This is a genomic window from Niallia tiangongensis (genome assembly GCF_044704065.1).
GTDB lineage: Bacteria > Bacillota > Bacilli > Bacillales > Cytobacillaceae > Niallia > Niallia tiangongensis.
Map to the genome: position 1 here is coordinate 1,712,862 of NZ_CP162613.1, position 24,021 is coordinate 1,736,882.

Genomic DNA, 24,021 nt, shown 5'->3' on the forward strand with positions numbered 1-24,021 from the left:
AAATAATAGGAGAAAGGAAAATATTTGAAACTTAATAACTTGCCTATTCGTATACGTTAATAGCGTGGAGGGGTTAAAATGAAAAGAATTAATTACAAAGCCATCAGTATCACTTTATTTCCGTTTCTCTTATTATTAATTGGCTGTACAGAAAAAGTAGATAAAAATACAGATGAATATATACAGACAGTAGAATCTGTTTTACATAATGCCTTAACAGGTCCAAATGATAAATTGAAAGAAATACTAGAAAGTAAGGATGGAAAAGAAAGAACCACAGCTTTAGCTAAATACGAAGAAAATGTATATAAAGATTATTTTGCAAATGAAACAGCATACATTGATTTCATTTCAAGATATGGAACAGTATTAATGACAGAATCGTATAAAAATAAATATACACTTAAGGTTGAAAATATAGAGTATGAAAGAACACATTCTAAAGAGAATATTTATAATTTTTCCATCCAATTACAGTATCGGAAAGAGGGGAAGGACTTACCAGAAGTAAAAAAAATAACGGGGCAAGCCGATTTAAATGATGAGCATAAAATCGAAAGAATGCTAATCCGCATAAATGATTTATGGGGCTCCTTTCCAAAACATAAAGGAAAGTAAAAGCAACGGCGGTAAATTACGTTGCTTTATAATGCCCATTCTATTTAATTTGGGGTATTCCTACCTTGGCAGCAAATGATCATATTGAGTTCTCAATTCACTAATTTTCTCAAGTCGTTGTACATTAGCTGCTTCATTCTCCGCTCCAACTGCAAGGACAAGATTCTCGATTAAATAGGTTGGACCAATCATCGAATGGAACTCACGAATATCTCCTCTACTCGCAAATAAAGCAATATCAGCTTGTGTTGTAAATTCTGATATAAGTTGGTCTGTAATGATAATGGTTTTATAGCCGATTTGCTTATGGTAATCCATAAGCGCCTGTGCTTCTGGAAGCAAACGGATAAAGCCAAATAAAATGATTACATCCTCTTTGGAAAAATGGATAAAGTCCTCCAATAATTCACTCCCTCCTTTATGAAGGATAGAAAAGTTTAACCCATATCTAGCCATTCGATACTTCAGTAATTCTCCAAGCCCTAATGAAGGACCAGGACAATATAGATAGACTTTTCTTGCTGAAATAATCGAGTGAACAGCATTTTTAAAAGTATCTTCTTGAAACTGTTCAATTGTTTTATAGAGATGGTGGATAGAAGAATTAAGTGTATAGTAAGGGAATGCATGTTTATCCACCGTATTTATTAGTTTTGCTATTTTCTTGGCAGGGGAAGGCTTGAGTTGGGAAGCAATTTCTCCTTTAAATTCTTTTAAATTTTTAAAGCCGATTATACGCCAGAATCTAGAAACAGATGCAATGCTAACATTTACTGCATCTGCTATTTCCTGTTCTGTTGATAATAGAACTTGATGAGTGTTTTTTTGAATATAGTCTGCAATTTTGTATTGACTTGGCGACATTGATTTTGTATTCCAGTTAAACATTAGCACCTAACCTCCCGTCTTTATTGATCTAAATATAGCATATTTTTTAAAACGCAAATTCTTCCTGATAATTTTTTTACATAATGTTAAAAAACGATAATAAATTTACGTTGCTTTTACTTGTCTACCATATTTCATTAAATTCTGTGCATTATGATGAAGGTATTCAAATAAAGGAGGCAAGTAATATGAATCAATTAAAAGATAGGTATGTATTAACACAGTCTCAAAAGATGATGGTTTTCATTTTATCTATGTCCTTATATGGACTCTCCAACATGATTACAGAACTTATTCCTGCTATTCACCTTGGTCCTGTCGAATTTTCCGTTGAGTATTTTGCATTTATTCCATTGACTTTATGTATGCTATTTCATCCTCTATATGCTGCAATTGGAGCTGCTTTAGGAGAAGTCATTTTTGGTGAGATAATGCTAGGCCAATTTGGTGGTTTTGGGGAATTAGAAAAATTTATTACTTTTTCCCTAGCGATGTTTATTGCTGGATCCCTTGTGAATAATCCAAAGAATAAAAGGCAGGTTGGGATCGCTGCAATTACTGGTGTCATCATTCATCAAGCATTAAGTTCAATAGTTGATATTGGAAAGGTTTGGATAGGTGTAGAAGAACTGGAGACCGTTCCTGGTTTAGCGGAAAGTGTTGTGATTGTGGAAGGCTTTGCTTTCTTAAATGACGTATTATTTTCAGGAATCCTCTTTGCTTTATTGCCAACCTTATATTTAGTGCCACGTTTATATGGGAAAATTGAGCCTTTATTAGGCATGAAGCCGAGAAATAATAAAATGAAGTACTCTATGGGCAGTATTGTAACACCTAAATTGATTCTTGTTGGTATTGCGCTAGCTTGTTTCGCCTTTTTCTTTGAATATTTATCAGAAGCTGGATTTAATGTCGAGTGGGAAGCAGATTTTCTAGAGACATATGGTGATTGGTTTATTTGGGTAAGCATTGCTGCTGCGGCATTCATAGCGGGTATTACTTTAGGTATCATGCAGATAATGAAAAAGAAAAATAATGCAGGTAATGAAGAAAGGATTCAGTTATGACTGTTCAAATTGAAATAGAGAAAGTTTCCTTTCAATATCCAGGTATAGAGGAGCCAGTATTAAATAATGTTTCTTTAGCGGTTCATGAAGGTGATTTTCTTGCAATTATTGGTAGTAATGGGAGTGGCAAATCCACTCTCTGTAAATTAATAAATGGCCTTATTCCTCATTATTATGTAGGAGATTATTCTGGAAAAGTTACTGTTAATGGGCTCGTTACGACAGAGCATAAAGTAACTGATTTTTCTTCCTATGTTGGTTATGTTTATCAAGATTTTGAAAATCAGCTTGTTAGTCCACGGGTATTGGAGGACGCGAGCTTTGCCCCTCTTAACTTCGGGTATACAGATTATCTTGAAAGGGGAAAAAAGGCCCTCGATTTAGTTGGTCTGAAGAATCATGATGATGAATTTATTTGGCAATTAAGCGGAGGCCAGAAACATCAGTTAGCCCTAGCTAGTGCATTGGCGTTGGACCCGGATATTCTTATAATTGATGAACCTATTGCGCAGCTAGATCCAGAGCATGCTACACAAATCTATGATATTTTAAAAAAATTAAATCAAGAATATGGGAAAACAATCATAGTTATTGAGCATCATACCGAATTTATTGCGGGCTATTGCAACAAAGTAGTTCTAATGGATGAGGGGAAACTTGTTTGGACAAAGGAAACAAAAGAAGCTTTAACAGATGTAAATGAGCTGTTACAACGGCAAATTTATCCGCCCCAAGTAACATTAGCTGCCTATCAATTGGGATATTCAAAAGATGTATTGCCAGTAACAGTGGAAGAAGCAGAAGTGTTTTTTCAGACCGTTTCACAAAGAGAGAGAAAGAATGATATAGAAATTGACAATAAATTTCCGAAGCGTGAACGATTGATAGAAATAAGGGATGCAAGCTTTTCACATAAACTTGTTAATCGCTCCAAAAAACAAGTAGTGAAAGGCATAAACATTGATATTTATAAAAATGATTTAATTGCATTTGTCGGAAACAATGGAGCTGGAAAATCTACGCTTATGCGCTTATTAACAGGACTTGTGAAACCAGAGACGGGAGAAATACATGTTCATGGTCAAAATACTCGCCATTGTTCGCCAGAAAAGCTGGCAGATGTCGTAACATATATTTATCAAAATCCAGAAGAGATGTTTATTGAAGACTGTGTGCGAAGAGATGTAGAGTTCTTTTTAAAAGCGCGTAAGGTTTCAGGATATGAGGAACAGGTCGATAGAGTATTGAAGCAATTTGAATTGACAGAGTTGCAGAACAAGGACAGTCGATTAATGAGTGGTGGTCAGCAAAGAAGAGCATCCCTTGCGATTGGGGTAGCGATGAATCCATCTATTATCTTGTTAGACGAACCAACTTCAAATCTTGATATGGCGACACGCAAGCATATTACAGAGCTAATTGATTCCTTACAGGAGCAAGTGGAAGCAGTCCTTATTGCTACACATGATATGCAGCTTGTCGCAGAATGGGCTAATCGAATTATCGTTCTCCATGAAGGAGAGATTATCCATGATGGCGATCGTGAATCAGTATTTAGTAACCATGCCCTACTGGAAAAAGCAGGTCTTAAGCTTCCGCAAATTCTGGAATTAAGCAGGAGAATGAAGCAGAAAAAATTAGCTTATACTGTCGCGGACTTTGTGCAATCAATCGATACAAAGGAGCGCTTGTTAAATGGAGTATACTAGAAAATTAACGGAAAAACTGTCTGTAGAACAAGTGAAGATTGAGCTGCTTCATACTGCCTATGGAAATAATGAAACGTTTCTCGCAAAGCTTGATCCTCGGACGCTATTTATGTGGTATTTGTATTTCGGAATTGCTCCGTGGTTTATCCATAATCAGAGTATATTAATAGGGCTGTTTGTATTTATGGCTATTACGACCTTTATGTCCAAGGTTACACCTTTAGTAATTATCATTCTTTGTCTCGGTTTACTTGGCCAAGGAGGATATTTACTAATTGCCTCTTGGTTTTTTGGTGGGGATTTACAAGTCATTGTTCCTCTATTAACACTGACATTAAAACTATCCATTATTTCTTTAGCTAGTATTACAGTATTTTGCTCCATGGATCCTGAAAAATTAAGCAATGGACTATTGAAAATTGGGGTTCCCGGACAAGTATCCTTTAGTATTGCCTATGGCTATCGTATGCTCCCTAGTCTTTTAGAAGAATATCACCATGTATTTCTATCCTTTCGTTTGCGGGGAAAGGCACCGGATAAGCATGGAGTTCTTTATTGGCGATCTATTATTTATTTTTCAAAGATAGCAGTACTTTCCTTTTATCCATTACTACTAAGTACAGCAAAAAGAGCACGTACAACAGTAGAAGCATTAGAAACAAAAGGAAGCTTTTATGCATTTAGTCGGCCAGAGATAAAGAAAATCAAGCTTGTACATCTTCGTTTTCAATATAGAGATTATTTGTTTTTAATGGTGTCTGTGCTTTATATATTGCTTTTATATACTTTCGTCTTTTTATTTTTCAAGGAGGGGTTATAAATGAAAATCGATTTACATAGTCATGTGAAAATTTCCAAAAAAACCGATTTTATGCCAGAATATTTTCAAGAAATGATGAAAGAGGCAAGAAAAGCTGGATTAACAGGAATTGCGATGACAGAGCATTTCAATACACTTAGATATACAGATATTTATGATTTCCTGGATAAGCATTATCCATATGAGAATGACTATTATATGATAGACGAGTTGAAGCTATTTCCAGGATTAGAAGTAGATGTGAAAGAGATTGGTCATATTTTGCTTATTGGTGGTCGGAAGGATATATTATCCATTCGAAGCTTACTAGAAAATAACAAGAGGGAGGATAATTTTCTTGCCTTTGATAAGCTAATGGATATAGCAGAGCATTATGATGTTCTAAAGGTTGGGGCACATGCATTCCGCGAAAGTACACCTCTTTATCATTTGAAGAAAGATCAGCTTAATCGTTTAGATGCCCTTGATTTAAATGGAAAAGATCTGCATGCTCAAGGTCAAAAAGGATATCGAGAAAAGCTAGAGCGTTTTGCAGAAAAATTAGGACTTCCAGTTGTGGGCGGAAGTGATACACATCATTTTTTACAATATGGAAGCATATATAATGAACTTGAAAATGAATGTGATTCGGTAGCACAATTGAAGGCATCCATTGCTTCTGCGCAATATAAAATCCATCTTTCTGAAAATCTAGATTTAAAAGTAAAGGCAGCTACGTTAACGAAGAAGTGGATGAAAAAAGCGTTAGAAAAAGAGAAACAGTTATTTGGATGAAAGAATGAGAGACAGGCAAAAATGCCTGTCTCTTATTTCATCGCAACCCCATATCGCATTTCTTCTGACAACTCTTTTCCAGTCTTTTTTAATAGCTGTATATAGTCATCAAGGATATCATCACTCACTCTAGAAACTAATGTAGAGATGCTAAGTGCTGCAAGTATTTGTCCATGCTGATTAATAATTGGTACAGCGATACAGCGGACACCTAGTTCATTTTCTTGGTCATCTACAGCATACTCGTTATGACGCACCTTCTCTAATTCAATAAGAAAATCTTCTTTCTTTGTAATAGTCCGGTTTGTAGCTTGCGTAAACTGATAGTCATCAAGGAGTGAATTAATTATTTCTTGATGTTGATAGGATAACAGTAATTTTCCAATAGCTGTACAATGAAGGGGAATTCTTCGTCCTATCCGAGAGTAACGAATAACAGAATTAGCTCCTTCTTCCTTGTCAATGTATACACCTGCATTCCCATCTAGAATGCCGAGATGGCATGTTTGACCAGTTTTAAGTGCTAACTCAACGAGATATTTATTAGCAATTTGCCTGATATTTAAAGTATTGATAACTAAATTTCCTCTTTCAACGAGCTTTAAGCCTAAACGGTATTTTCCGTTTTCTGGATTTTGATCAATATAGCGAGATTGTTGAAGGGTCTTTAATAAGGAATGTACAGTACTTTTATGAAGTTTCATTTGTTCACTAATTTCTGTGATTTTTAATTCTATCGTGTGATCGTTAAATAAGTCTAGTATTTGAAGGGCGCGTTCCACAGATTGAATGATTGGCATAGTATCTTCTCCGTATTCGTTTTATAATATTTAACTCATTACTATTATAACAAACATTATGACGTACTTTTACATTAATATAGCCATATAAAAATAGCAATGTCTATTTTAAACTAATTAAAAATTCGAAATTAATTATATGTAAGTGTTTACTTTTGAGGGGTGTATGTTATAATCAACTCAAATAGACTAAATAATAGCATTGAGTTTTATAATATAAAACAAAAAGGAGCAGAGAGGGAAATATGACCGAACTAAATCACTTTAAGGGAATTATTCCGCCAGTTTCAAGCATTGTTGATAAAGAAGGAAATCTGAAAGAAGAAGAAATGGTGTTATTAATTGACAAACTAATTGAGGAAAAAGTAAACGGTTTATTCTTTTTAGGTACCGGTGGAGAATTTTCGCAAATGTTTGTGGAGGAAAGAAAGGCAATAGCTGAGTTTGCTGTTAAGTACGTCAGAAAAAGAGTTCCAGTGTTAATTGGAATTGGCAGTACGAATACAAGGGAGGCAATTCTGCTCAGTCAACATGCGGAACAAATAGGTGCAGATGGCATTGTTGCTATTAATCCATATTACTGGAATTTGACCAAAGAGAATTTATATCAATACTTCAGTGACATTGCGAAATCTGTAAATCTACCAGTTCTGCTCTATAATTTTCCGACGCTTACAGGACAGGATTTAACACCTGATTTTGTGAAAGAGCTTGTTTTAACCCATCAAAATATAGTTGGCATTAAAGAAACGATTGATTCCATCGGACATATTCGCGAAATGATTGATAAGGTAAAAACAGTTAATCCCAATTTTTCTGTATTTTGCGGGTTTGATGATCATCTATTTAATACATTACTGCTGGAGGGAGACGGAGCAATATCAGCTAGTGCAAATTTTGCTCCACAATTATCGGTTGGCATATACAATGCCTTTTTAGCGGGAGATTTAGAAAAAGCAGTTTCTCTCCAAAAGCAATTATCGATTTTGCCACAACTATATAAAATTGATAGCCCATTTGTAAATGTAGTGAAGGAAGCATCTAAATTATGTGGTATTAATATTACAACAGAGGTTTTACCTCCTACGAAAACACTAAGCGCAGAGAAGAAACAGCAAGTGAAAGAAATTTTGCAGCAGGCAAAACTGTTATAATAGTAGATTAAGTGTTTCTTTTTCAAAGGATTATTCGTTTACTAAACAAACATAAGGTGGAGGGATAACGTTATGACATTACCATTTATTTTTGAAAACGAGAATGAGTCCCTTTATGAAGTAAGAACCAATGCGAAGGGGCCAACTGGAACACTGCCACTTACTGCACAAATGCTGGAGGATTCGCCAAGTGGGGATTTATTCGGACTTAGTCAAAATGTAGGAATGGGATGGAAACCAAAAGATCTGTTAGGAACAGAAGTCCTTATTCTAGGCACAAAAGGGGGTATACGAGACCATAATGGTGAGCCAATCGCATTAGGGTATCATACGGGACATTGGGAAGTTGATATCTTAATGGCAGAGGCAGCAGAAGAAATTCGGGAGCATAAAGGTGTTCCCTTTGCTGGATTTGTTAGTGATCCTTGTGATGGTCGTTCTCAAGGAACACTAGGGATGTTTGATTCTTTTCCTTATCGAAATGATGCTGCGATTGTTTATCGTCGTTTAATCCGTTCATTGCCAACAAGGGAAGCAGTAATAGGCGTTGCAACCTGCGATAAGGGACTTCCTGCAATGATGATTGCGCTTAGTTCTATGCATGATTTACCGACCATTATTGTGCCAGGTGGCGTTACATTGCCTCCAACACTTGGGGAAGATGCAGGGAAAATCCAAACAATTGGCGCACGATTTGCCAATAAAGAACTTACCTTGAAAGAAGCTGCAGAACTTGGCTGTGTGGCATGTGCTACACCAGGAGGAGGCTGTCAATTTCTTGGTACGGCTGCAACTTCTCAAGTTATTGCAGAAGCATTAGGAATTGCAATCACTCATTCGGCGCTTGCTCCTTCTGGACAAAAGATTTGGGCGGAAATGGCAAGGCAATCAGCAAGAGCTGTTTTAGAAATGGAGAAGAATCATATTACGACAAAGGATATTATTACAGATAAAGCAATCGAAAATGCAATGGTGCTTCATGCTGCTTTTGGTGGTTCAACCAATCTTTTATTACATATCCCAGCCCTTGCACATGCTGCTAAATGTAAAATACCTACAGTGGATGATTGGGCAAGAATTAATCGCAAAACTCCACGCTTAGTAAGTGTTTTGCCTAATGGACCAGATCATCATCCGACAGTACGTGTTTTTCTTGCTGGGGGTGTACCAGAAGTAATGCTTCATTTGCGAAAATTAGGGCTTTTACACGAAGATGTCCTTACCGTTACTGGACACACTTTAGGAGAAAACTTAGATTGGTGGGAAAAATCTGAACGAAGAGCGCAATTAAGAAAACGCTTATTAGAAGCAGATGGAGTCAATCCAGACCAAGTAATTATGGATCCAGACACAGCAAAAGCAAGAGGGCTTACTTCCACAATTACCTTTCCAAAAGGGAATATTGCTCCTGAAGGATCTGTTATCAAATCAACTTCTATCGATCGATCAGTAGTAGGAGAAGATGGAATCTATCGACATACAGGAGTAGCAAAGGTATTTACATCTGAGAAATCTGCTATTACCGCGATAAAAACTGGTGGAATAAAAGCAGGAGATGTAATGGTTGTAATGGGGGGAGGACCATCTGGAACAGGGATGGAGGAAACCTATCAATTAACTTCTGCGTTGAAATATTTACCTTTTGGCAAATATGTGTCCCTAATTACTGACGCTCGTTTTTCAGGTGTTTCGACTGGAGCCTGCATCGGTCATATTGGGCCAGAAGCATTGAGCGATGGACCAATCGGAAAACTTCGTGATGGAGACTTAATCGAAATTATTGTTGATTGTGAAAACTTGGTAGGATCTGTTGATTTTATTGGCACAGGAGATCAGCGATTATCAAAAGAAGAAGCAACTCATGTTTTAGAAACACGAGAAGTTCATCCAGATCTTAAACCAGACCCGGATTTGCCAGATGATACAAGGCTTTGGGCAGCACTTCAAGCAGTTAGTGGCGGTACTTGGCGAGGAAGTGTGTACGATGTCGACCGAATTATTGAAGTATTGGAAGCAGGGAAGAAGGCGTTAGCGAAAGAAGAAGGTTCTTTCTCCAGATAAAATAGGTAAGAAAGCGAAAGGATTAATGGTGTCTTTTGTTAACATGTTAGTTTTATTTTTGATTCGTTGTAAGCGTGAACAAAATTAAACGATTGGAGGAATTAAGATGTCGACGAATTTACAAAGGGAAGAGGTTACGCCGACACAAGCAGCACCAGCAGGAGAAAAGATAAGTTTATTAGAAAGAATAGGTTATGGTTCTGGTGACTTAGCTAGTAATTTTATCTGGCAAGCAATGAGCATTTTTATCGTATATTATTTTACAGATGTCATTGGCATTGCAGCAGGAATTATCGGATCCATCATGTTATTCTCTCGCGTTTTTGATGGTGTCACAGATGTATTGATGGGCTATGTCATTGATAAGACGAAATCGAAGCATGGTAAGGCAAGGCCTTGGCTATTATGGCTAGCTATTCCATTTGCAATCTCAGCTGTATTATTGTTCACCGTTCCTAATGTTAGCACTGTCTGGCAAGTTGTTTATATTACGATTACCTATAATTTAGTTTGTCTTGTGTATACAGGCTTAAATGTACCGTATGGAACGTTAAATTCCTTAATCACGCAAGATCAATATCAGAGATCTGTTTTAAATGTATTCCGCATGAGTCTTGCTTTAATCGGATCGCTTATTGTTAGTAATTTAACCCTTCCACTTGCAAATGCCTTTGGTGGAGGCCAATTTGGTTGGATTATAACATTCCTTATTTTCGGATCAATTGGAAGCAGTCTTTTCTATTTTTGTTTCAGATCAACAACAGAAAGAGTAAAGCCTGCAAGCAAAGAACAACAACAAAATCCTGTAAAACTAAAAGATAGCATAAGAACACTAGGTAAAAATAAGTATTGGGCATTAGTGACAATATTCATCTTTATGACCTATATCTTCAATGCTTTAAACTCTGGTGCAGTAATTTATTTTGCACAGTATATTTTAGATAACACCCTTCTAGTTGGACTTGTTACAACAGCTTATACTGTTTTTATTCTTTTGGGAATGGTCATTGTAGCACCAATTACGAAAAGATTTGGTAAAAGAAATGCCATTATTGTTGGGGAAGCGATTACGTTAATTGGTTATCTCATCATGTTAATTGATATTACCAATATAGCTTTAATTGTCACCGGTACTATTATTAGAGGAATTGGAAAAGCACCAATTAATGGAAGCATGTTTGCGATGCTAGGTGATACGATTGAGTATGGGGAATGGAAAACAGGAATTCGAAATGAAGGTATGGTATATAGTGGAGGAAGTATGGGTATCAAAATCGGTAGTGGATTAGGTACCGCTGTTATTGGATGGGTATTAGCTTTTGGTGGATATGTTGGTGGTGGAGGTACGCAATCAAGTGCAGCATTGCTTTCCATTCAATCCCTATTTATTTACATTCCAATGGCCATTACTGTTCTATTAATTATTCTAATGCTATTCTATCGCTTAGATAAAATATACCCTCGCATTATTAGTGATTTAAAAGCTAGAAGCGCGAACTAATTTTGACACGCTGTCTATGTTTTTTTTAAAGGCACATCTAATTGGGAAAGGAATGTACTAGTTTTGTAGATTCCTTTCCTGATTATCTGAAGAATTTATGAATCTATAAGAAAAGGGGTTATGAAATGAGTAAAATAATCAATCCGGTCTTGCCAGGTTACCATCCTGATCCTTCTATATTGAGAGTAGAAGATGACTATTATCTTGCTGTCTCTACTTTTGAATGGTTTCCAGGCGTACAGATTTATCATTCAAAAGACATGGTTAATTGGCGATTGCTAACATATCCATTAACAAGGGAATCCCAATTAAATATGATTGGGAATGTCAATTCAGGTGGGGTTTGGGCACCGTGTTTGAGTTATTCAGATGGTTTGTTTTATTTAATCTATACAGATGTGAAAAGTAGAGTGGGAGCATTTAAGGATACACATAACTATTTAGTGACGGCTGAAAATATGGAAGGACCATGGTCAGAGCCGGTTTACCTTAATAGCAGTGGTTTTGATCCTTCCTTGTTTCATGATGAGGATGGTAGAAAATGGTTAGTTAATATGATTTGGGATTTTCGTAAAGGAACAAATTCGTTTGCGGGAATTGCGCTCCAAGAATATTCAGTTGAAGAAAAAAGATTAGTTGGACCGATTCAAAATATCTTTAAAGGCTCAGAGATTGGTTTAACAGAGGCGCCTCATATATATAAGCGAAATGGCTATTATTATTTAGTGACAGCAGAAGGAGGAACTTGGTATACCCATGCGGTAACAGTAGCTAGATCAACCTCTTTATTCGGTCCATATGAAATAGATCCAACCAATCCAATCTTGACATCAAATGAAAACGAAAAAGACCAACTGCAAAAGGCAGGTCATGGAAGCTTGGTGGAAACGCAAAATGGTGAGTGGTATATGGCACATCTATGTGGAAGACCAGTAGTCGATAAAAAATGTATATTAGGGAGAGAAACGGCCATCCAAAAATGCTATTGGACAGAAGATGATTGGCTACGTGTCGAAGGAGGACCAAATCCATCAACCATTGTGGAGGCACCTGATATACAACCACATCCTTTTGAACAAGAGAGCAACCATGATGATTTCCAAGGCCATTCCTTAAAAAAATTCTGGAACTCTTTAAGAAGAATATTTAGTGAAGAATGGATTTCCTTAACGGAACGACCAGGATATTTAACTTTAAAAGGTGGGGAATCAATGAGTTCTCTTCATCATCAAAGCATGCTTGCGCGCAGATTAGAGACTTTCACAGCGGAAGTGGAAACAGCTGTTGATTATACACCAGAAAACTTTCAGCAAATGGCGGGATTAATTTTTTATTATGATACAGACGATTATGTGTACCTCCGAATTACGACACATGAAACGTTAGGAAAGTGTATCGGAATTATTGAATCCAAACATGGCGTTTATGATGAACTACTCGATCAAGATATCTCGTTAAAATCTAATGGGGAGGTTAAGTTAAAGGCAAAAGTCGATCATCAATGGCTTCAGTTTGCTTATGCAGAAGGAGACGGTGAATGGAAGGAAATCGGCAGTAAAATCGATATTAGTCATTTATCGGACGATGATGCAGATTATATCCGCTTCACAGGAACCTTTGTCGGGGTATGTTCACAAGATTTAAGTGGGCAAAAGAAACCGAGCTATTTTCCATACTTTAAGTATGATGAATTGTAAAAGAATATCGGGAAAGGGTACTGTGAAATTTACAGTGCCCTTCTTTACGTGTTAGGAAAAAGGAATGATGAATCTTGATTCCCCATAGAAAGTGATATCCATGTAGTTAGTTCACGAATCAGACATAACTTTATGTACAAAATGTGAATTACATCACAAATACCTTTCTTACGTTAGAAATAGTGATATTATAGAAGTGTAGTAAGAAACAAACAAGATCTTGTAAAAATTAATGTGAAACAGTGAACAAACTAACCGAATAAACAAACTAATAACTAATCTTAAGGAGATGGAGTAAAATGTTAGACTTATTAAGAAATAATAAAGTGGTGGCAGGAATTTTAGCGGTGTTTAGAATTTATCTTGGTTATCAATTTATTCATGCAGGTTATGAAAAAATAACAAGTGGCGGCTTTGACGCAAGTGGCTTCCTACAAGGAGCAATTGCAAGTAGCACGGGCGATCATCCCGCAGTACAAGGCTGGTGGGCAACATTTCTTGAGCATGTAGCACTTCCAAATGCAGATTTATTCAGTTTCTTAGTTCAATGGGGAGAAGTACTAGTAGGGATTGCATTAATCCTTGGTATATTCACAAGCTTCGCAACATTAATGGGGATGGTAATGAACTTCGCCTTCTTATTTAGTGGAACAGTAAGCACAAATGGACAAATGATTCTATTAGCAATATTCGTAATCGTAGCAGGTGCAAATGCAGGTAAATTCGGTCTTGACCGTTATGCAATGCCATATATCAAAAATCAATTTACTAATAGAAGAAATAATAAACATAAAAAAGAAACAGCAATTGCATAACCTGTAGTGAAAAAAGAAGCCAGTTACGGTTTTAGTAACTGGCTTCTTTTTACATATATGTTTCAACTTGATACTTCCTGCTGTTTCCTTTGTACTTCCTCTTTTTTAAAATAGGCGGAAGCTTCTTCTATAAAATAATGAACAATTGGAGAAACCCATCTGCTTTTATGATAAAAAAGAAAGGAAGCAACTTGACCATGTTTCTTATCTATCCGTTGTGCAGATAAACGGCCATCCTTTAGTTCATTTTGAATTGTAATTTCAGGAACAAGTGCTAATCCTAAACCACATTGAACACATTGCTTGATTGCCTCAATACTCCAAAATTCATGAATAGAAGAGGGAATAATATTTTCCTCATCCATAAATTTATCAAAAATCATCCGATAGGGACAATTGCTTTCTGAATAAAGAATAGAATTAGGCTGCATATTTCCTGGTGAAGAAATGATGCTCATATGTTCATCTAACATTTTAATCGTTTCTAACGATGGATGCTTTTTAAATTCTAAATTAAGAAGTAATGCAATATCTAAATCTCCTATTTCAACTAAATGTTGAATCTCCTCACATGTACCCATACGAACCGATAAATGGACATCTGGAAACTTTTCTTTGTAAGCCTGAATTATCGTTGGAAGTCGGTAAACTGTTAATGATTCTGAGGCTCCAATAGTGATTTTTCCTTTTTTAGTAACAGAAGACTGGTGAAGTTCTTTTGCACTTTTATGTAAACGAAGCATTTCATTTGCATAGGGAAGAAAGGATTTACCTAGCTCTGTTAAAGCAATTGTTTTCCCAAGTCGATCAAAGAGCGGGCCCTCTAAGTCCATTTCTAATGTTTGTATATGAGATGTAATCGTGGATTGAGCATAACCAAGATGATTGGCTGCCTTTGCAAAACCACCTGCTTCTATTATAGCTTTAAACGTTTGTAAGTGGCGAATTTCCATTGTATCCTCTCCTATTATCGATAAAACCGATACCATCTATCTTACGTATCTATTTTACTGAATTACAAAACAGAAATACAATAGGGAATAAGAAGTAGATAAATTTTTTTTAGGGAGTGGGAGAAAGAATGGAGCACGGAAAAATTGGTTCTTTGACCTTAAGTGGATTAATCATTGGTCCGCTATTAGGATCAGGAATTATTTTATTACCAACCATTATTTATGTAAATCTAGGAAACTATGCGGTTATTGCATGGTTAGTCATGTCTATAATTGGGATTTGCTTTGCTTATGTTTGTGGAGAATTAATGATTCAATTTCCAGGAGAAGCTGGTCTTGGGAATGCAATGGAAAGGGCATTTGGGGCAAAGATAAAAAATCTTGCCTCCATCTTTCTCATGATTGCAGCACTTATGGGGCCAGTCGCAGTCATGATGACTGCAGCTGAATATCTTCAGATTTGGCTATTTCCTGATCAGATAAAAGTGGAATGGATTGCGATTATCCTATTAGTTCTGAATGGTTCTATTTTACTGCTCCGTTTGAATTTTCTTGGGAAACTATCCTTTCTTATTTCAACCTTTGCAGTTTTGATTCTAGTCAGTGGAAGTATATTTGCTTTGCTTAATCAGCCTACTGGAACTTGGGATTTTCCAGAATTTCACTTCGATTCCTTTGGATATAGTCTTTTGCTTCTTTTTTGGACGATTGTAGGCTGGGAAATTATCGGGAATTATTCCAGTGAAGTGAAAAATCCGAAGTCGACGATTAGAAAAGCCATCTTTTTTAGTGCAGCAGTCATTTTGCTTGTTAATTTAGTGCTCTCTGCAGCTGTACAATGGACGACATATAACAGTTCATTTACAATTCGCTTAGCTGGTGTCATGTACCCTCTATTTGGTCAATTTGCTATCGGTTTACTCGCAATCGTGGCAACAGGACTTTGTATAACAACCCATTTAATGGTTGTTGGAGGAGTAGCTCGATTGATAGCAGACTTATCAAAAACAGTTCCACCTTTTCATTTTTTAACGAAAAAGCTTTCCAATGGTGCTCCATATAAAGCAATTACACTTCTTGTATTGATACATCTTTTCTTTGTTGTGTTGCTATTTATAAAAATCGTGACAGTAGAGCAATTAGTTGGACTTGCGAATGCTTTTTTCATCGCTAATGCACTAATTGGCTTATTTGCAGCAATCAAATTATTAGCTGCTCCATGGATAAAAGGAATGGCAATCGTGCTTAGTGTGTTATTTGGTATTTTACTTTTGCGGTCTTCTATTATTGCTTTATTCCTTATTTTGGTTTTAACCTTGCTATTAAGCAGACGGCGCAAAGAAATAATAAAAATGAAAAGCTAGATGTTAATTAAAATAATTACAAAAATGCAGCGGGATAGGATAAAATGACTTTATATATAATTCTATCTATTTTAAAGTCGAGGAGAAGAGAAATTGATTGGAACATTATTTAACTGCTTCATGATTCTTGCAGGCAGTACGGTTGGAAGTTTTTTAAAAAAAGGAATTAAAGCGGAGTATCAAGATATTCTGATGCAGGCGATGGGGCTTGCTGCAATTGCTCTTGGGATTCATTCCATTGTTCAATATATGCCAGACAGTAAGTATCCTGTTCTATTTATTGTGAGCCTTGCAATTGGAGGCCTAATTGGGGAAAAGCTAGACATTGAAAACGCCTTTAAACGTATTGTGTCGAAATTTTCAAAGGGGAATTTAGCAGAAGGATTATCGACGGCAATTCTACTATTTTGTGCAGGAACCTTGTCCATATTAGGTCCTATTGAAAGTGCTTTGAGGGGAAATCATACATATCTTTTTACAAATGGCATTTTGGATGGGGTTACTTCTATTGTATTGGCGTCTACCTTTGGTTTTGGAATTGCGGCTTCCGCTCTCGTTTTATTTTTGTGGCAAGGGTTTTTTTATGTGACAGCAGGACTACTTGCAAGCTTTCTAACACCAGATTTATTAGCTGAAATATCGATTATTGGTGGAATTCTAATTTTAAGTTCAGGGCTAAGTATATTAGGCATCAAAAATTTTAAGACATTAAATCTCTTGCCAGCGCTAATAGTTCCAGCTATTTGGTTCATTATACTAAAACTAGTATAGATTATTATAATTGCCTTTGATTAAAAGTTCCGTTTAAGGGGAATATATCTGTAAAACAATCAGAGGTGATAATAATGCAAGAAGAACTTGAAACGTTAAGAGACCTAATAAAAGATGTGGATACTGCAATGCTTACTACTATCTCTGAAGAAGGTCTTGTATCCCGTCCAATGAAAACGCAAGAAGTAGAATTTGATGGAGACTTATGGTTTCTGACAAAGAAGGATACGGAAAAGTACGAAGAGATTTTGCATGAAAATGAAGTTAATGTCGCCTATGCAGGAAAATCCTATGTTTCTATCAGGGGAAGAGCTGAACTCGTTGATGATCTTGCAAAGAAAAAAGAGTTATGGAGTAAAGCCTATGAAAAAATCCTGCAGACTTCATATGATGATCCTAGTATTGTATTAATTAAAGTAAAAGCTGAATCCGCAGAGTATTGGGATACTGGAAGTTTTACGAAGAATATCGTCTTTTTTTATAAACGGATTACCGGACAAGAAGGAGAAGGCACAGATATAAATGAAACATTGGAATTATAGAAGGCACGAAAAAAGCTGAGAGTATGCTCTGAGCTTTTTTCGTGCTTTTTTATTTATTGATGATTTTAGAATATTTAAAAAATGTAAAGTGTGTAAAGGGAAATTGAAGTTTGTCAAACCGTTATTATGAGTTTGTTAATGATTGGTAAATTTGATTTTTCACATGGATTTGTATGTTTAAATAGGAATGTAATTCAAATGGGGAGGGATTAGTTAGTGGTAGCAGTAGAAATGAAGGACATTTCTAAATCATACGATAAGCAGAAATCGGTCATTGATCAGATTAGTCTTTCGATAGAAGAAGGGGAGTTTTTTGTCCTTGTAGGACCGTCTGGATCTGGAAAAAGTACATTATTGCGGATGATTGCTGGTCTAGAAGAAATTTCAGGTGGAGTATTGAAGATGAATAATCAAGTTGTAAATCACCTGCCGCCAAAGGATCGTAATTTATCGATGGTTTTTCAAAATTATGCATTATACCCACACTTAACGGTGGAGCAAAATATTCTCTTCGGCTTACGTGCCAAAAAAGTAGACAAGAAGGAGCAACAAAGAAGATTACAAGAAACGGCTGAGATGATGGGATTAACCGAGTTATTAAAACGAAAGCCGAAGGAATTGTCAGGTGGTCAAAGACAACGTGTAGCACTAGCAAGGTCTGTTGTAAGTGAAGCTCCTATTTGTTTAATGGATGAGCCACTTTCAAATTTAGATGCAAAGCTACGTGCCCATATGAGAATTGAAATTCGCCGCCTGCAAAAAAAGCTTGGTTTAACGATGATTTATGTTACTCATGATCAAGTAGAGGCAATGACAATGGGAGATCGAATCATGGTATTAAATGATGGGAAAATTCAGCAAGTAGGAGAACCGATTACTTTATATAATCAGCCTGCCAATTTATTTGTTGCTTCCTTTATTGGCTCACCGAAAATTAATTTAAGTACAGCAAAACTAATTGATCATAAATTGGTTCTTGAGAATGGTCTGCAAATTACGATGGACAAAGAGGATATTCTCCCATTATTATCTCATCCAAATCTTACGATGGGAATTAGAGCAGAGCATATTTTCCCAGGAACGGCTGAACAGACAAGCCATACATTAGAAGTAGTGAATGTAGAACAGCTCGGAAATGAAACGCTGTTAACCTTTGAAGTAGGAAAAGAGTTGTGGACAGCGAAATGGTTAGGCCAATGGCGAATTCAAGTAGGAGATAGTGTACCTGTCCAGTTGTCTTCCAAGAATATTTGTTTTTTTGATTCTGAATCAGGAGCATTAATTCGCCCAGCAGTTGCTATGAAAGAACAAGAGGTTGTTGGACTATGAGTGAAATCGCATATCAACATGAAGTACAGCATTCCGTCGACTTTCTAAAGGAAAAAAAGAAGCAGCGGTTACAGCATTTGCTGAAAGGGATGCTATTTCTATTACCTTCTATTCTATTATTTAGTGTCTTCTTATTTTACCCATTGGGGAAAACGATCTATTTGAGCTTTTTCTTGACAGATAATCGAGGAGACCCAACGGTATTTGTAGGTCTGGAAAATTATCTTGAAATTTTTAAATCGCCAATCTTCTTGCAAAGCTTAAAATCAACTTTACTATTTGCCTTATATACCGTTCCAGGAAGCATTATCGTTAGTTTATTTCTGGCAATTCTTGCAAATGAGAAGCTGCGTGGAATCGGTGTTTTTCGAACAGTCTTTTCCTCTTCGATGGGGATATCTGTTGCGGCTGCTTCCGTGTTTTGGATGTTCTTATTTCATCCTACGATAGGGTGGCTTAATCGCATCGTAAAAGCATTTGGATTTGAGCCTATTGGCTGGCTGACAGATCCAAATTGGGCGCTGTTTTCCGTCTCTGTATCCACGATTTGGATGAATGTAGGATTTACCTTCTTGATTTTATTAGGAGGTTTGCAATCGATAGATTCCTACCTATATGAAAGTGCTGATATTGATGGGGCAGGCTACTTTTACAAGCTAAGACGAATTACGATTCCGATGCTGTCTCCAACCTTATTTTTTGTATTAACCGTAACATTGATTAATGCCTTTCAAACATTTGGCCAAGTAGATATGTTAACGAGAGGTGGGCCGCAGAATGAGACTAATTTAATCGTTTATTCCATTTACCAGGAGGCGTTTATGAACTACCAATACGGAACAGCGAGCGCACAAGCGATTATTCTTTTTGTGATTATTCTTGTTCTGACTATCATTCAATTTAAACTTGGAGAAAGGAAGGTTCATTATCAGTGACATTGCCAATTCATAGAAAAATTATCTTTTATTTATTATTAATTATTTCAGCACTGCTTATTTTTTCGCCAGCGATTATTGCGTTTCTGATGAGCTTTATGTCCTCACAGGATATTATGACTGGAAAATTAATTCCAACAGGATTAACATTAGACAACTATTTAAAAGTATTTGAGCGATTTCCATTAATGCAATATTTATTAAACAGCTTCATCGTATCCATCGTCATTATGGTGGGGCAATTAATACTTGCTAGTTTAGCAGCATATGCATTTGTGTTTTTGGAATTTAAAGGAAGAGATTTTATTTTCTTTATCTTTATTGCTACCATGATGGTGCCCTTTGAAGCATCTATCATTCCAAACTTTCAAACGATAAGAAATCTTAACTGGCTTGATCATTATAATGGCTTGACAATTCCTTTTTTCGCAACAGCCTTTGGAACCTTTCTCTTGCGCCAGAATTTCAAGCAGATTCCGAAAGAGTTAAAGGAGGCAAGTGAAATAGCAGGAATCGGAGACTTTAAATTTTATTTAACGGTTGTTTTACCAATGGCAAAAACAAGTTTGATTACCCTTGGAGTGTACGGGTTTGTAACGTCATGGAATATGTATTTATGGCCGTTACTTGCGACAACAAATGATAGTGTGCGTACTGTGCAAATAGGTCTTAGACAGCTTCAGTCACAGGAACAGTTAAATGAATGGGGCGTCATCATGGCAGGAGCAATTATTGTTGTTTTGCCAACGTTAATTCTATTATTTTTGGGACAGAAAAAACTCCAAAAAGGATTAACCGAAGGAGCCTTAAAGTAATAAATATTACTAATAGATAAATTAGGGAGTGTACGAAGAATGAGGAAATCGAAGCAGTTACTAAGCATGTTTATACTATCACTGGTTTTATTAATTGTTGGATGTAGCAATAATACAGAATCTTCTACTAATACCGGAGAAGAAAAGGAAGGTCCTACTACTGTTACTTTCTGGCATTCTATGGGAGGAGCAGCACAAGAAGCATTGAATACTATTGTAGAAGAATACAATAGCTCTCAAGATAAGGTGAAAATAAATGCAGAATATCAAGGTACATATGACGAGGCTTTAACGAAATTTCATACAGTTGCAGGAACAGAGAGTGCCCCAACGATGATGCAGGTTTTCGAAATTGGTACAAAATCCATGATAAATAGCGGATTTGTTGAGCCGATTCAAACACTTGTCGACGAAGATGGCTATGATATGAGTGGCTTAGAGGAAAACATAACAAACTATTATAAAATTGATGACACTTTTTATTCCATGCCATTTAACTCTTCTACACCAGTTATGTACTATAATAAGGATGCCTTTAAGGCAGCTGGCTTAGATCCAGAGAAAGCACCAGCAACATTTGAAGAAGTAGAAGAAGCTGGAAAGGCAATTGCAAAGGCAAACCCAGAAATGAAAGGATTTGCGCTCCAAGCATATGGTTGGTTATATGAGCAATTATTAGCGAACCAAGGGGCTTTATTAATGAACAATGATAATGGTAGAACGGAAACACCAACAGAGATTGGCTTTACAGAGGAACAAGGGAAGTCTGTTTTTAATTGGGTTAAAAAGATGATTGATGATAAGACATTTGCTAACTACGGTACAAATGGAGATAACATGGTTGCTGGTTTCCTAGCAGGAGATGTAGCGATGTTTATGCAATCTTCTGCTAGTGCAAGAGACGTAATTGATAATGCACCATTTGAAGTAGGCGTTGCATTTATTCCACATCCAGAAGCGGTAGAAAGACAAGGGGTTGTTATTGGTGGAGCTAGTCTTTGGATGATGAAAGATAAGAGTGATGAGGAGAAGAAAGCTGCTTGGGAATTTATGAAATATTTGCAAACTCCAGAGGTGCAAGGAAAATGGCATGTTGGAACAGGTTACTTTGCTATTAATCCAGATGCATATAGCGAGCAAGTAGTGAAAGATGCATATGAAGAGATGCCGCAATTGAAGGTAACAGTTGAGCAGTTACAATCGACAAAATCTTCTTACGCTACACAAGGGGCATTAATGGATATGATTCCAGAAGGCCGCCGTATAAGTGAAACGGCACTTGAAACGGTTTATAACGGTGGAGATGTTGATGAAACATATACCACGATGGTTAAACAGTTAAATGAAGCAATTGAAAAGGCAAATCGAGCAAGAAAATAGGAAGTTAGGGAAGCAGACTAATTTAATACTTGTTGGTCTGTTTCTTTCTATTAGGCTCTGTTATTATACACTGTTGATTTTCTTGTAGGGATGAGAATTAATAGGCGGAGAATTTCCGGCTAATGTATATAGAGGGGGCTTTAGTAGCAGATATAAGCGGAGAAATTCCGAATAACTGCTCTAAATAAGACAAAATCCAACGATAAACGGAAATATGCCGTTTATTTTTCATATACAGTAAACTCAACATTCCGTTATAACAGAGCTTTCTATTAAAAAGGAGGAGAAGGACATGAATCGAACAAAAATATATGGACATAGAGGGGCAAAGGGTAGATATCCAGAAAATACACTTCTTAGTTTTCAACAAGCAATTTTACAAGGGGTAGATGGAATTGAACTCGATGTTCATATGACGAAGGATGGCGAAATTGTCGTTATTCATGATGAATTTTTAAATCGGACAACAGATGGAACTGGCTTTGTAAGATCATATACATTAGAGGAAATAAAAGGACTTAGTGCAGGAAGTAAGTTTTCCTCCCTTCCTGATTATGAAGAAAGCTGGGTGTTAGAAAAGGTGCCAACTTTAAAAGAAGTATTACAATTACTAGCACCCTACCCAATAGAACTAAATATTGAGCTTAAAACCTATACATTTGAATACGAAGGGATAGAAGAAAAGACACTCGCACTTGTGAACGAATATGGGAATGGTCGTAAGGTGGTTTATTCTTCGTTCCATTTACCAACTTTATTAAGAATAAAGGCGATTGATCCATCTGCTCCAATTGCATGGTTATTAAATCAAGTAATCTCTAATCCTCTTGATTATATAAAAAGCTTAGAATTAGAGGCATTGCATCTTCATAAAGATATGGTAATCGATCATCTGAATGATTGGAAGGAATTAAAAAATCTAGTAAGAGTATGGACAGTAAATCAAAGAGAAGAAATGGTTCAACTAATAGATGCGAAAGTGGAAGCGATTATCACAGATTATCCCGAAATGGCAATAGCGATTAGGCAGGAAAGAGCTGTACCGATTGACTAAAAAATCGATTGGATACATGCTCATTCCTTTCTTAACTCTTTTGCTTACTTCCTGTGGTGATAATTCCGTATCTGTCGTAGCCCAGCTGATGATAGAAAAAGAGGGCAGTCCAAGAGTAATTGCACACAGAGGAGCAAATGAATGGTATAACGAAAGCACCATCACGGCTTATCAAATAGCAGCCGAATCAGGGGTAGATTCCCTTGAAATAGATTTACGGATGACAAGGGATGGCGAATTAATCGCTATGCACGATGAAACCATTGATCGCACAACAAATGGAAAGGGAAGGGTCTCTGATTATACCTTAAAAGAGATAAAGACTTTTCGAACATTGGAATCGAATCATAGCAAGGTAGTCACCGAAGAAATTCCAACATTAAAGGAAATAATCGAGACTTTTCGTGATTCCCAAAGTTATTATATTGAAACAAGACTCGTTAATGGGGAATTAGCAATGGAAGAAAAGCTTATTCAATTGCTAGAAAAATATCAATTACTAGAAAAAAACTTGGTAACTATTCAGTCCTTTTCGGAAGAGAGTTTATTGAAAATCAAAGAACTGGCGCCACATACAGAATTAGCTCTTCTTTTTCGAAAAGGCTCTTTTTCACTGGAAAAAGCAAGTAAGGTCGATTTTCCTATTATTGGAATCGAGTCTACGGATGTTACGCAGAAAATTGTAAATGAATTACATAAAAAGGGAAAAGAAGTTCACGTATATTTCATTGATAGGCAAACACAAAAAGAGGAACAAGAAAGAGTAATGGAGTATCAAGTGGATGGCTATTTCACCGATTATATTCATTTTACGAAAGAGATTTTAGCGATATAGGAAAAAACGGGTGTGAGGGAAAGTATTCACGCCCATTTTTCATTTTTGCAACAGGGAAACCGATGGCTCTAATCTCTCTGGATATTTATTTTTATCGAAGTAACTTCTCCATAATCTAAACAAACGATATACACTTTCT

22 protein-coding genes are annotated in these 24,021 nt (G+C 36.4%); 19 read left to right on the forward strand and 3 right to left on the reverse strand.

The genetic code is table 11. The features are described 5' to 3' along the window. The first annotated feature begins 78 nt into the window (after positions 1 to 78). Positions 79 to 618, forward strand: a complete 540-nt coding sequence (locus AB3U99_RS08045; protein ID WP_400246766.1) for a hypothetical protein — start codon at positions 79 to 81, stop codon at positions 616 to 618. A gap of 60 nt (positions 619 to 678) precedes the next feature. Here the strand turns inward: AB3U99_RS08045 and AB3U99_RS08050 are convergent, their stop codons facing one another. Continuing rightward, a complete protein-coding gene (locus AB3U99_RS08050; protein ID WP_400246767.1) occupies positions 679 to 1,506 on the reverse strand; it encodes a MurR/RpiR family transcriptional regulator in 828 nt (275 codons plus the stop codon). A 188-nt stretch (positions 1,507 to 1,694) separates the two neighbouring features. Between AB3U99_RS08050 and AB3U99_RS08055 the strand changes: the two genes are divergently transcribed. The 4 genes from AB3U99_RS08055 to AB3U99_RS08070 are packed head-to-tail and all read left to right on the forward strand — an operon-like array spanning position 1,695 to position 5,876. Continuing rightward, on the forward strand, positions 1,695 to 2,573 hold the full coding sequence (locus AB3U99_RS08055) for a cell division protein FtsQ (RefSeq protein ID WP_400246768.1): 879 nt from the start codon (positions 1,695 to 1,697) through the stop codon (positions 2,571 to 2,573). Beyond that, positions 2,570 to 4,282 carry an ABC transporter ATP-binding protein gene (locus tag AB3U99_RS08060; protein ID WP_400246769.1) on the forward strand — a complete coding sequence of 571 codons (1,713 nt, stop codon included), beginning with the start codon at positions 2,570 to 2,572 and terminating at the stop codon, positions 4,280 to 4,282. The genes AB3U99_RS08055 and AB3U99_RS08060 overlap by 4 nt, the downstream gene beginning before the upstream one ends. Next, on the forward strand, positions 4,269 to 5,102 hold the full coding sequence (locus AB3U99_RS08065) for an energy-coupling factor transporter transmembrane component T family protein (RefSeq protein ID WP_400246770.1): 834 nt from the start codon (positions 4,269 to 4,271) through the stop codon (positions 5,100 to 5,102). Before AB3U99_RS08060 ends, AB3U99_RS08065 begins: the two co-directional genes overlap by 14 nt. Next, positions 5,103 to 5,876: a PHP-associated domain-containing protein gene (locus AB3U99_RS08070; protein ID WP_400246771.1), complete on the forward strand. Its 774-nt coding sequence runs from the start codon at positions 5,103 to 5,105 to the stop codon at positions 5,874 to 5,876. It begins immediately after the preceding gene. 32 nt (positions 5,877 to 5,908) lie between these two features. On the opposite strand, the gene AB3U99_RS08075 is transcribed toward AB3U99_RS08070, so the two are convergent. Beyond that, positions 5,909 to 6,676 carry an IclR family transcriptional regulator gene (locus AB3U99_RS08075; RefSeq protein WP_400246772.1) on the reverse strand — a complete coding sequence of 256 codons (768 nt, stop codon included), beginning with the start codon at positions 6,674 to 6,676 and terminating at the stop codon, positions 5,909 to 5,911. A gap of 245 nt (positions 6,677 to 6,921) precedes the next feature. Between AB3U99_RS08075 and AB3U99_RS08080 the strand changes: the two genes are divergently transcribed. The 5 genes from AB3U99_RS08080 to AB3U99_RS08100 all read left to right on the forward strand — a co-directional run bounded on the left by AB3U99_RS08080 (position 6,922) and on the right by AB3U99_RS08100 (position 13,904). Further along, positions 6,922 to 7,830 (forward strand): dihydrodipicolinate synthase family protein, encoded by a 909-nt coding sequence (locus AB3U99_RS08080; protein WP_400246773.1) that lies wholly within the window; start codon positions 6,922 to 6,924, stop codon positions 7,828 to 7,830. 72 nt (positions 7,831 to 7,902) lie between these two features. Continuing rightward, the gene (locus tag AB3U99_RS08085; protein WP_400246774.1) at positions 7,903 to 9,891 is read left to right on the forward strand and encodes a YjhG/YagF family D-xylonate dehydratase; all 1,989 of its coding nucleotides are present in this window, start codon (positions 7,903 to 7,905) and stop codon (positions 9,889 to 9,891) included. Between the two features lie 106 nt (positions 9,892 to 9,997). Beyond that, a complete protein-coding gene (locus tag AB3U99_RS08090; RefSeq protein ID WP_400246775.1) occupies positions 9,998 to 11,392 on the forward strand; it encodes an MFS transporter in 1,395 nt (464 codons plus the stop codon). A gap of 125 nt (positions 11,393 to 11,517) precedes the next feature. Continuing rightward, the gene (locus AB3U99_RS08095; protein WP_400246776.1) at positions 11,518 to 13,089 is read left to right on the forward strand and encodes a glycoside hydrolase family 43 protein; all 1,572 of its coding nucleotides are present in this window, start codon (positions 11,518 to 11,520) and stop codon (positions 13,087 to 13,089) included. Between the two features lie 299 nt (positions 13,090 to 13,388). Continuing rightward, entirely contained in the window at positions 13,389 to 13,904 is a 516-nt protein-coding gene (locus tag AB3U99_RS08100; protein ID WP_400246777.1) for a DoxX family protein, read from the forward strand. A 62-nt stretch (positions 13,905 to 13,966) separates the two neighbouring features. On the opposite strand, the gene AB3U99_RS08105 is transcribed toward AB3U99_RS08100, so the two are convergent. Then, positions 13,967 to 14,857 (reverse strand): LysR family transcriptional regulator, encoded by an 891-nt coding sequence (locus AB3U99_RS08105; protein WP_400246778.1) that lies wholly within the window; start codon positions 14,855 to 14,857, stop codon positions 13,967 to 13,969. Between the two features lie 128 nt (positions 14,858 to 14,985). Between AB3U99_RS08105 and AB3U99_RS08110 the strand changes: the two genes are divergently transcribed. From AB3U99_RS08110 to AB3U99_RS08150, 9 genes are all read left to right on the forward strand, one after another. Next, complete coding sequence (locus tag AB3U99_RS08110; protein ID WP_400246779.1) at positions 14,986 to 16,221, forward strand: APC family permease; 1,236 nt, start codon at positions 14,986 to 14,988, stop codon at positions 16,219 to 16,221. A 93-nt stretch (positions 16,222 to 16,314) separates the two neighbouring features. Beyond that, on the forward strand, positions 16,315 to 16,992 hold the full coding sequence (locus AB3U99_RS08115) for a DUF554 domain-containing protein (protein WP_400246780.1): 678 nt from the start codon (positions 16,315 to 16,317) through the stop codon (positions 16,990 to 16,992). A gap of 74 nt (positions 16,993 to 17,066) precedes the next feature. Beyond that, positions 17,067 to 17,534 carry a pyridoxamine 5'-phosphate oxidase family protein gene (locus AB3U99_RS08120; protein ID WP_400246781.1) on the forward strand — a complete coding sequence of 156 codons (468 nt, stop codon included), beginning with the start codon at positions 17,067 to 17,069 and terminating at the stop codon, positions 17,532 to 17,534. Between the two features lie 216 nt (positions 17,535 to 17,750). After that, positions 17,751 to 18,863, forward strand: coding sequence for an ABC transporter ATP-binding protein (locus AB3U99_RS08125; RefSeq protein WP_400246782.1), 1,113 nt, complete (start codon positions 17,751 to 17,753; stop codon positions 18,861 to 18,863). After that, a complete protein-coding gene (locus tag AB3U99_RS08130) occupies positions 18,860 to 19,798 on the forward strand; it encodes a carbohydrate ABC transporter permease (RefSeq protein WP_400246783.1) in 939 nt (312 codons plus the stop codon). The genes AB3U99_RS08125 and AB3U99_RS08130 overlap by 4 nt, the downstream gene beginning before the upstream one ends. Beyond that, positions 19,795 to 20,613, forward strand: coding sequence for a carbohydrate ABC transporter permease (locus AB3U99_RS08135; RefSeq protein ID WP_031539590.1), 819 nt, complete (start codon positions 19,795 to 19,797; stop codon positions 20,611 to 20,613). The genes AB3U99_RS08130 and AB3U99_RS08135 overlap by 4 nt, the downstream gene beginning before the upstream one ends. A gap of 39 nt (positions 20,614 to 20,652) precedes the next feature. Continuing rightward, positions 20,653 to 21,993 carry an ABC transporter substrate-binding protein gene (locus AB3U99_RS08140; RefSeq protein WP_400246784.1) on the forward strand — a complete coding sequence of 447 codons (1,341 nt, stop codon included), beginning with the start codon at positions 20,653 to 20,655 and terminating at the stop codon, positions 21,991 to 21,993. Positions 21,994 to 22,285: 292 nt separating this feature from the next. Beyond that, complete coding sequence (locus AB3U99_RS08145; protein ID WP_400246785.1) at positions 22,286 to 23,047, forward strand: glycerophosphodiester phosphodiesterase; 762 nt, start codon at positions 22,286 to 22,288, stop codon at positions 23,045 to 23,047. Further along, positions 23,040 to 23,882 carry a glycerophosphodiester phosphodiesterase gene (locus AB3U99_RS08150; RefSeq protein WP_400246786.1) on the forward strand — a complete coding sequence of 281 codons (843 nt, stop codon included), beginning with the start codon at positions 23,040 to 23,042 and terminating at the stop codon, positions 23,880 to 23,882. Before AB3U99_RS08145 ends, AB3U99_RS08150 begins: the two co-directional genes overlap by 8 nt. The last annotated feature ends 139 nt before the right edge of the window (positions 23,883 to 24,021 follow it).

Coding starts and splice junctions, on each gene's coding strand:
- AB3U99_RS08045 (WP_400246766.1), top strand. CDS start 79: ATGAAAAGAATTAATTACAAAGCCATCAGTATCACTTTATTTCCGTTT.
- AB3U99_RS08050 (WP_400246767.1), bottom strand. CDS start 1,506: ATGTTTAACTGGAATACAAAATCAATGTCGCCAAGTCAATACAAAATT.
- AB3U99_RS08055 (WP_400246768.1), top strand. CDS start 1,695: ATGAATCAATTAAAAGATAGGTATGTATTAACACAGTCTCAAAAGATG.
- AB3U99_RS08060 (WP_400246769.1), top strand. CDS start 2,570: ATGACTGTTCAAATTGAAATAGAGAAAGTTTCCTTTCAATATCCAGGT.
- AB3U99_RS08065 (WP_400246770.1), top strand. CDS start 4,269: ATGGAGTATACTAGAAAATTAACGGAAAAACTGTCTGTAGAACAAGTG.
- AB3U99_RS08070 (WP_400246771.1), top strand. CDS start 5,103: ATGAAAATCGATTTACATAGTCATGTGAAAATTTCCAAAAAAACCGAT.
- AB3U99_RS08075 (WP_400246772.1), bottom strand. CDS start 6,676: ATGCCAATCATTCAATCTGTGGAACGCGCCCTTCAAATACTAGACTTA.
- AB3U99_RS08080 (WP_400246773.1), top strand. CDS start 6,922: ATGACCGAACTAAATCACTTTAAGGGAATTATTCCGCCAGTTTCAAGC.
- AB3U99_RS08085 (WP_400246774.1), top strand. CDS start 7,903: ATGACATTACCATTTATTTTTGAAAACGAGAATGAGTCCCTTTATGAA.
- AB3U99_RS08090 (WP_400246775.1), top strand. CDS start 9,998: ATGTCGACGAATTTACAAAGGGAAGAGGTTACGCCGACACAAGCAGCA.
- AB3U99_RS08095 (WP_400246776.1), top strand. CDS start 11,518: ATGAGTAAAATAATCAATCCGGTCTTGCCAGGTTACCATCCTGATCCT.
- AB3U99_RS08100 (WP_400246777.1), top strand. CDS start 13,389: ATGTTAGACTTATTAAGAAATAATAAAGTGGTGGCAGGAATTTTAGCG.
- AB3U99_RS08105 (WP_400246778.1), bottom strand. CDS start 14,857: ATGGAAATTCGCCACTTACAAACGTTTAAAGCTATAATAGAAGCAGGT.
- AB3U99_RS08110 (WP_400246779.1), top strand. CDS start 14,986: ATGGAGCACGGAAAAATTGGTTCTTTGACCTTAAGTGGATTAATCATT.
- AB3U99_RS08120 (WP_400246781.1), top strand. CDS start 17,067: ATGCAAGAAGAACTTGAAACGTTAAGAGACCTAATAAAAGATGTGGAT.
- AB3U99_RS08130 (WP_400246783.1), top strand. CDS start 18,860: ATGAGTGAAATCGCATATCAACATGAAGTACAGCATTCCGTCGACTTT.
- AB3U99_RS08140 (WP_400246784.1), top strand. CDS start 20,653: ATGAGGAAATCGAAGCAGTTACTAAGCATGTTTATACTATCACTGGTT.
- AB3U99_RS08145 (WP_400246785.1), top strand. CDS start 22,286: ATGAATCGAACAAAAATATATGGACATAGAGGGGCAAAGGGTAGATAT.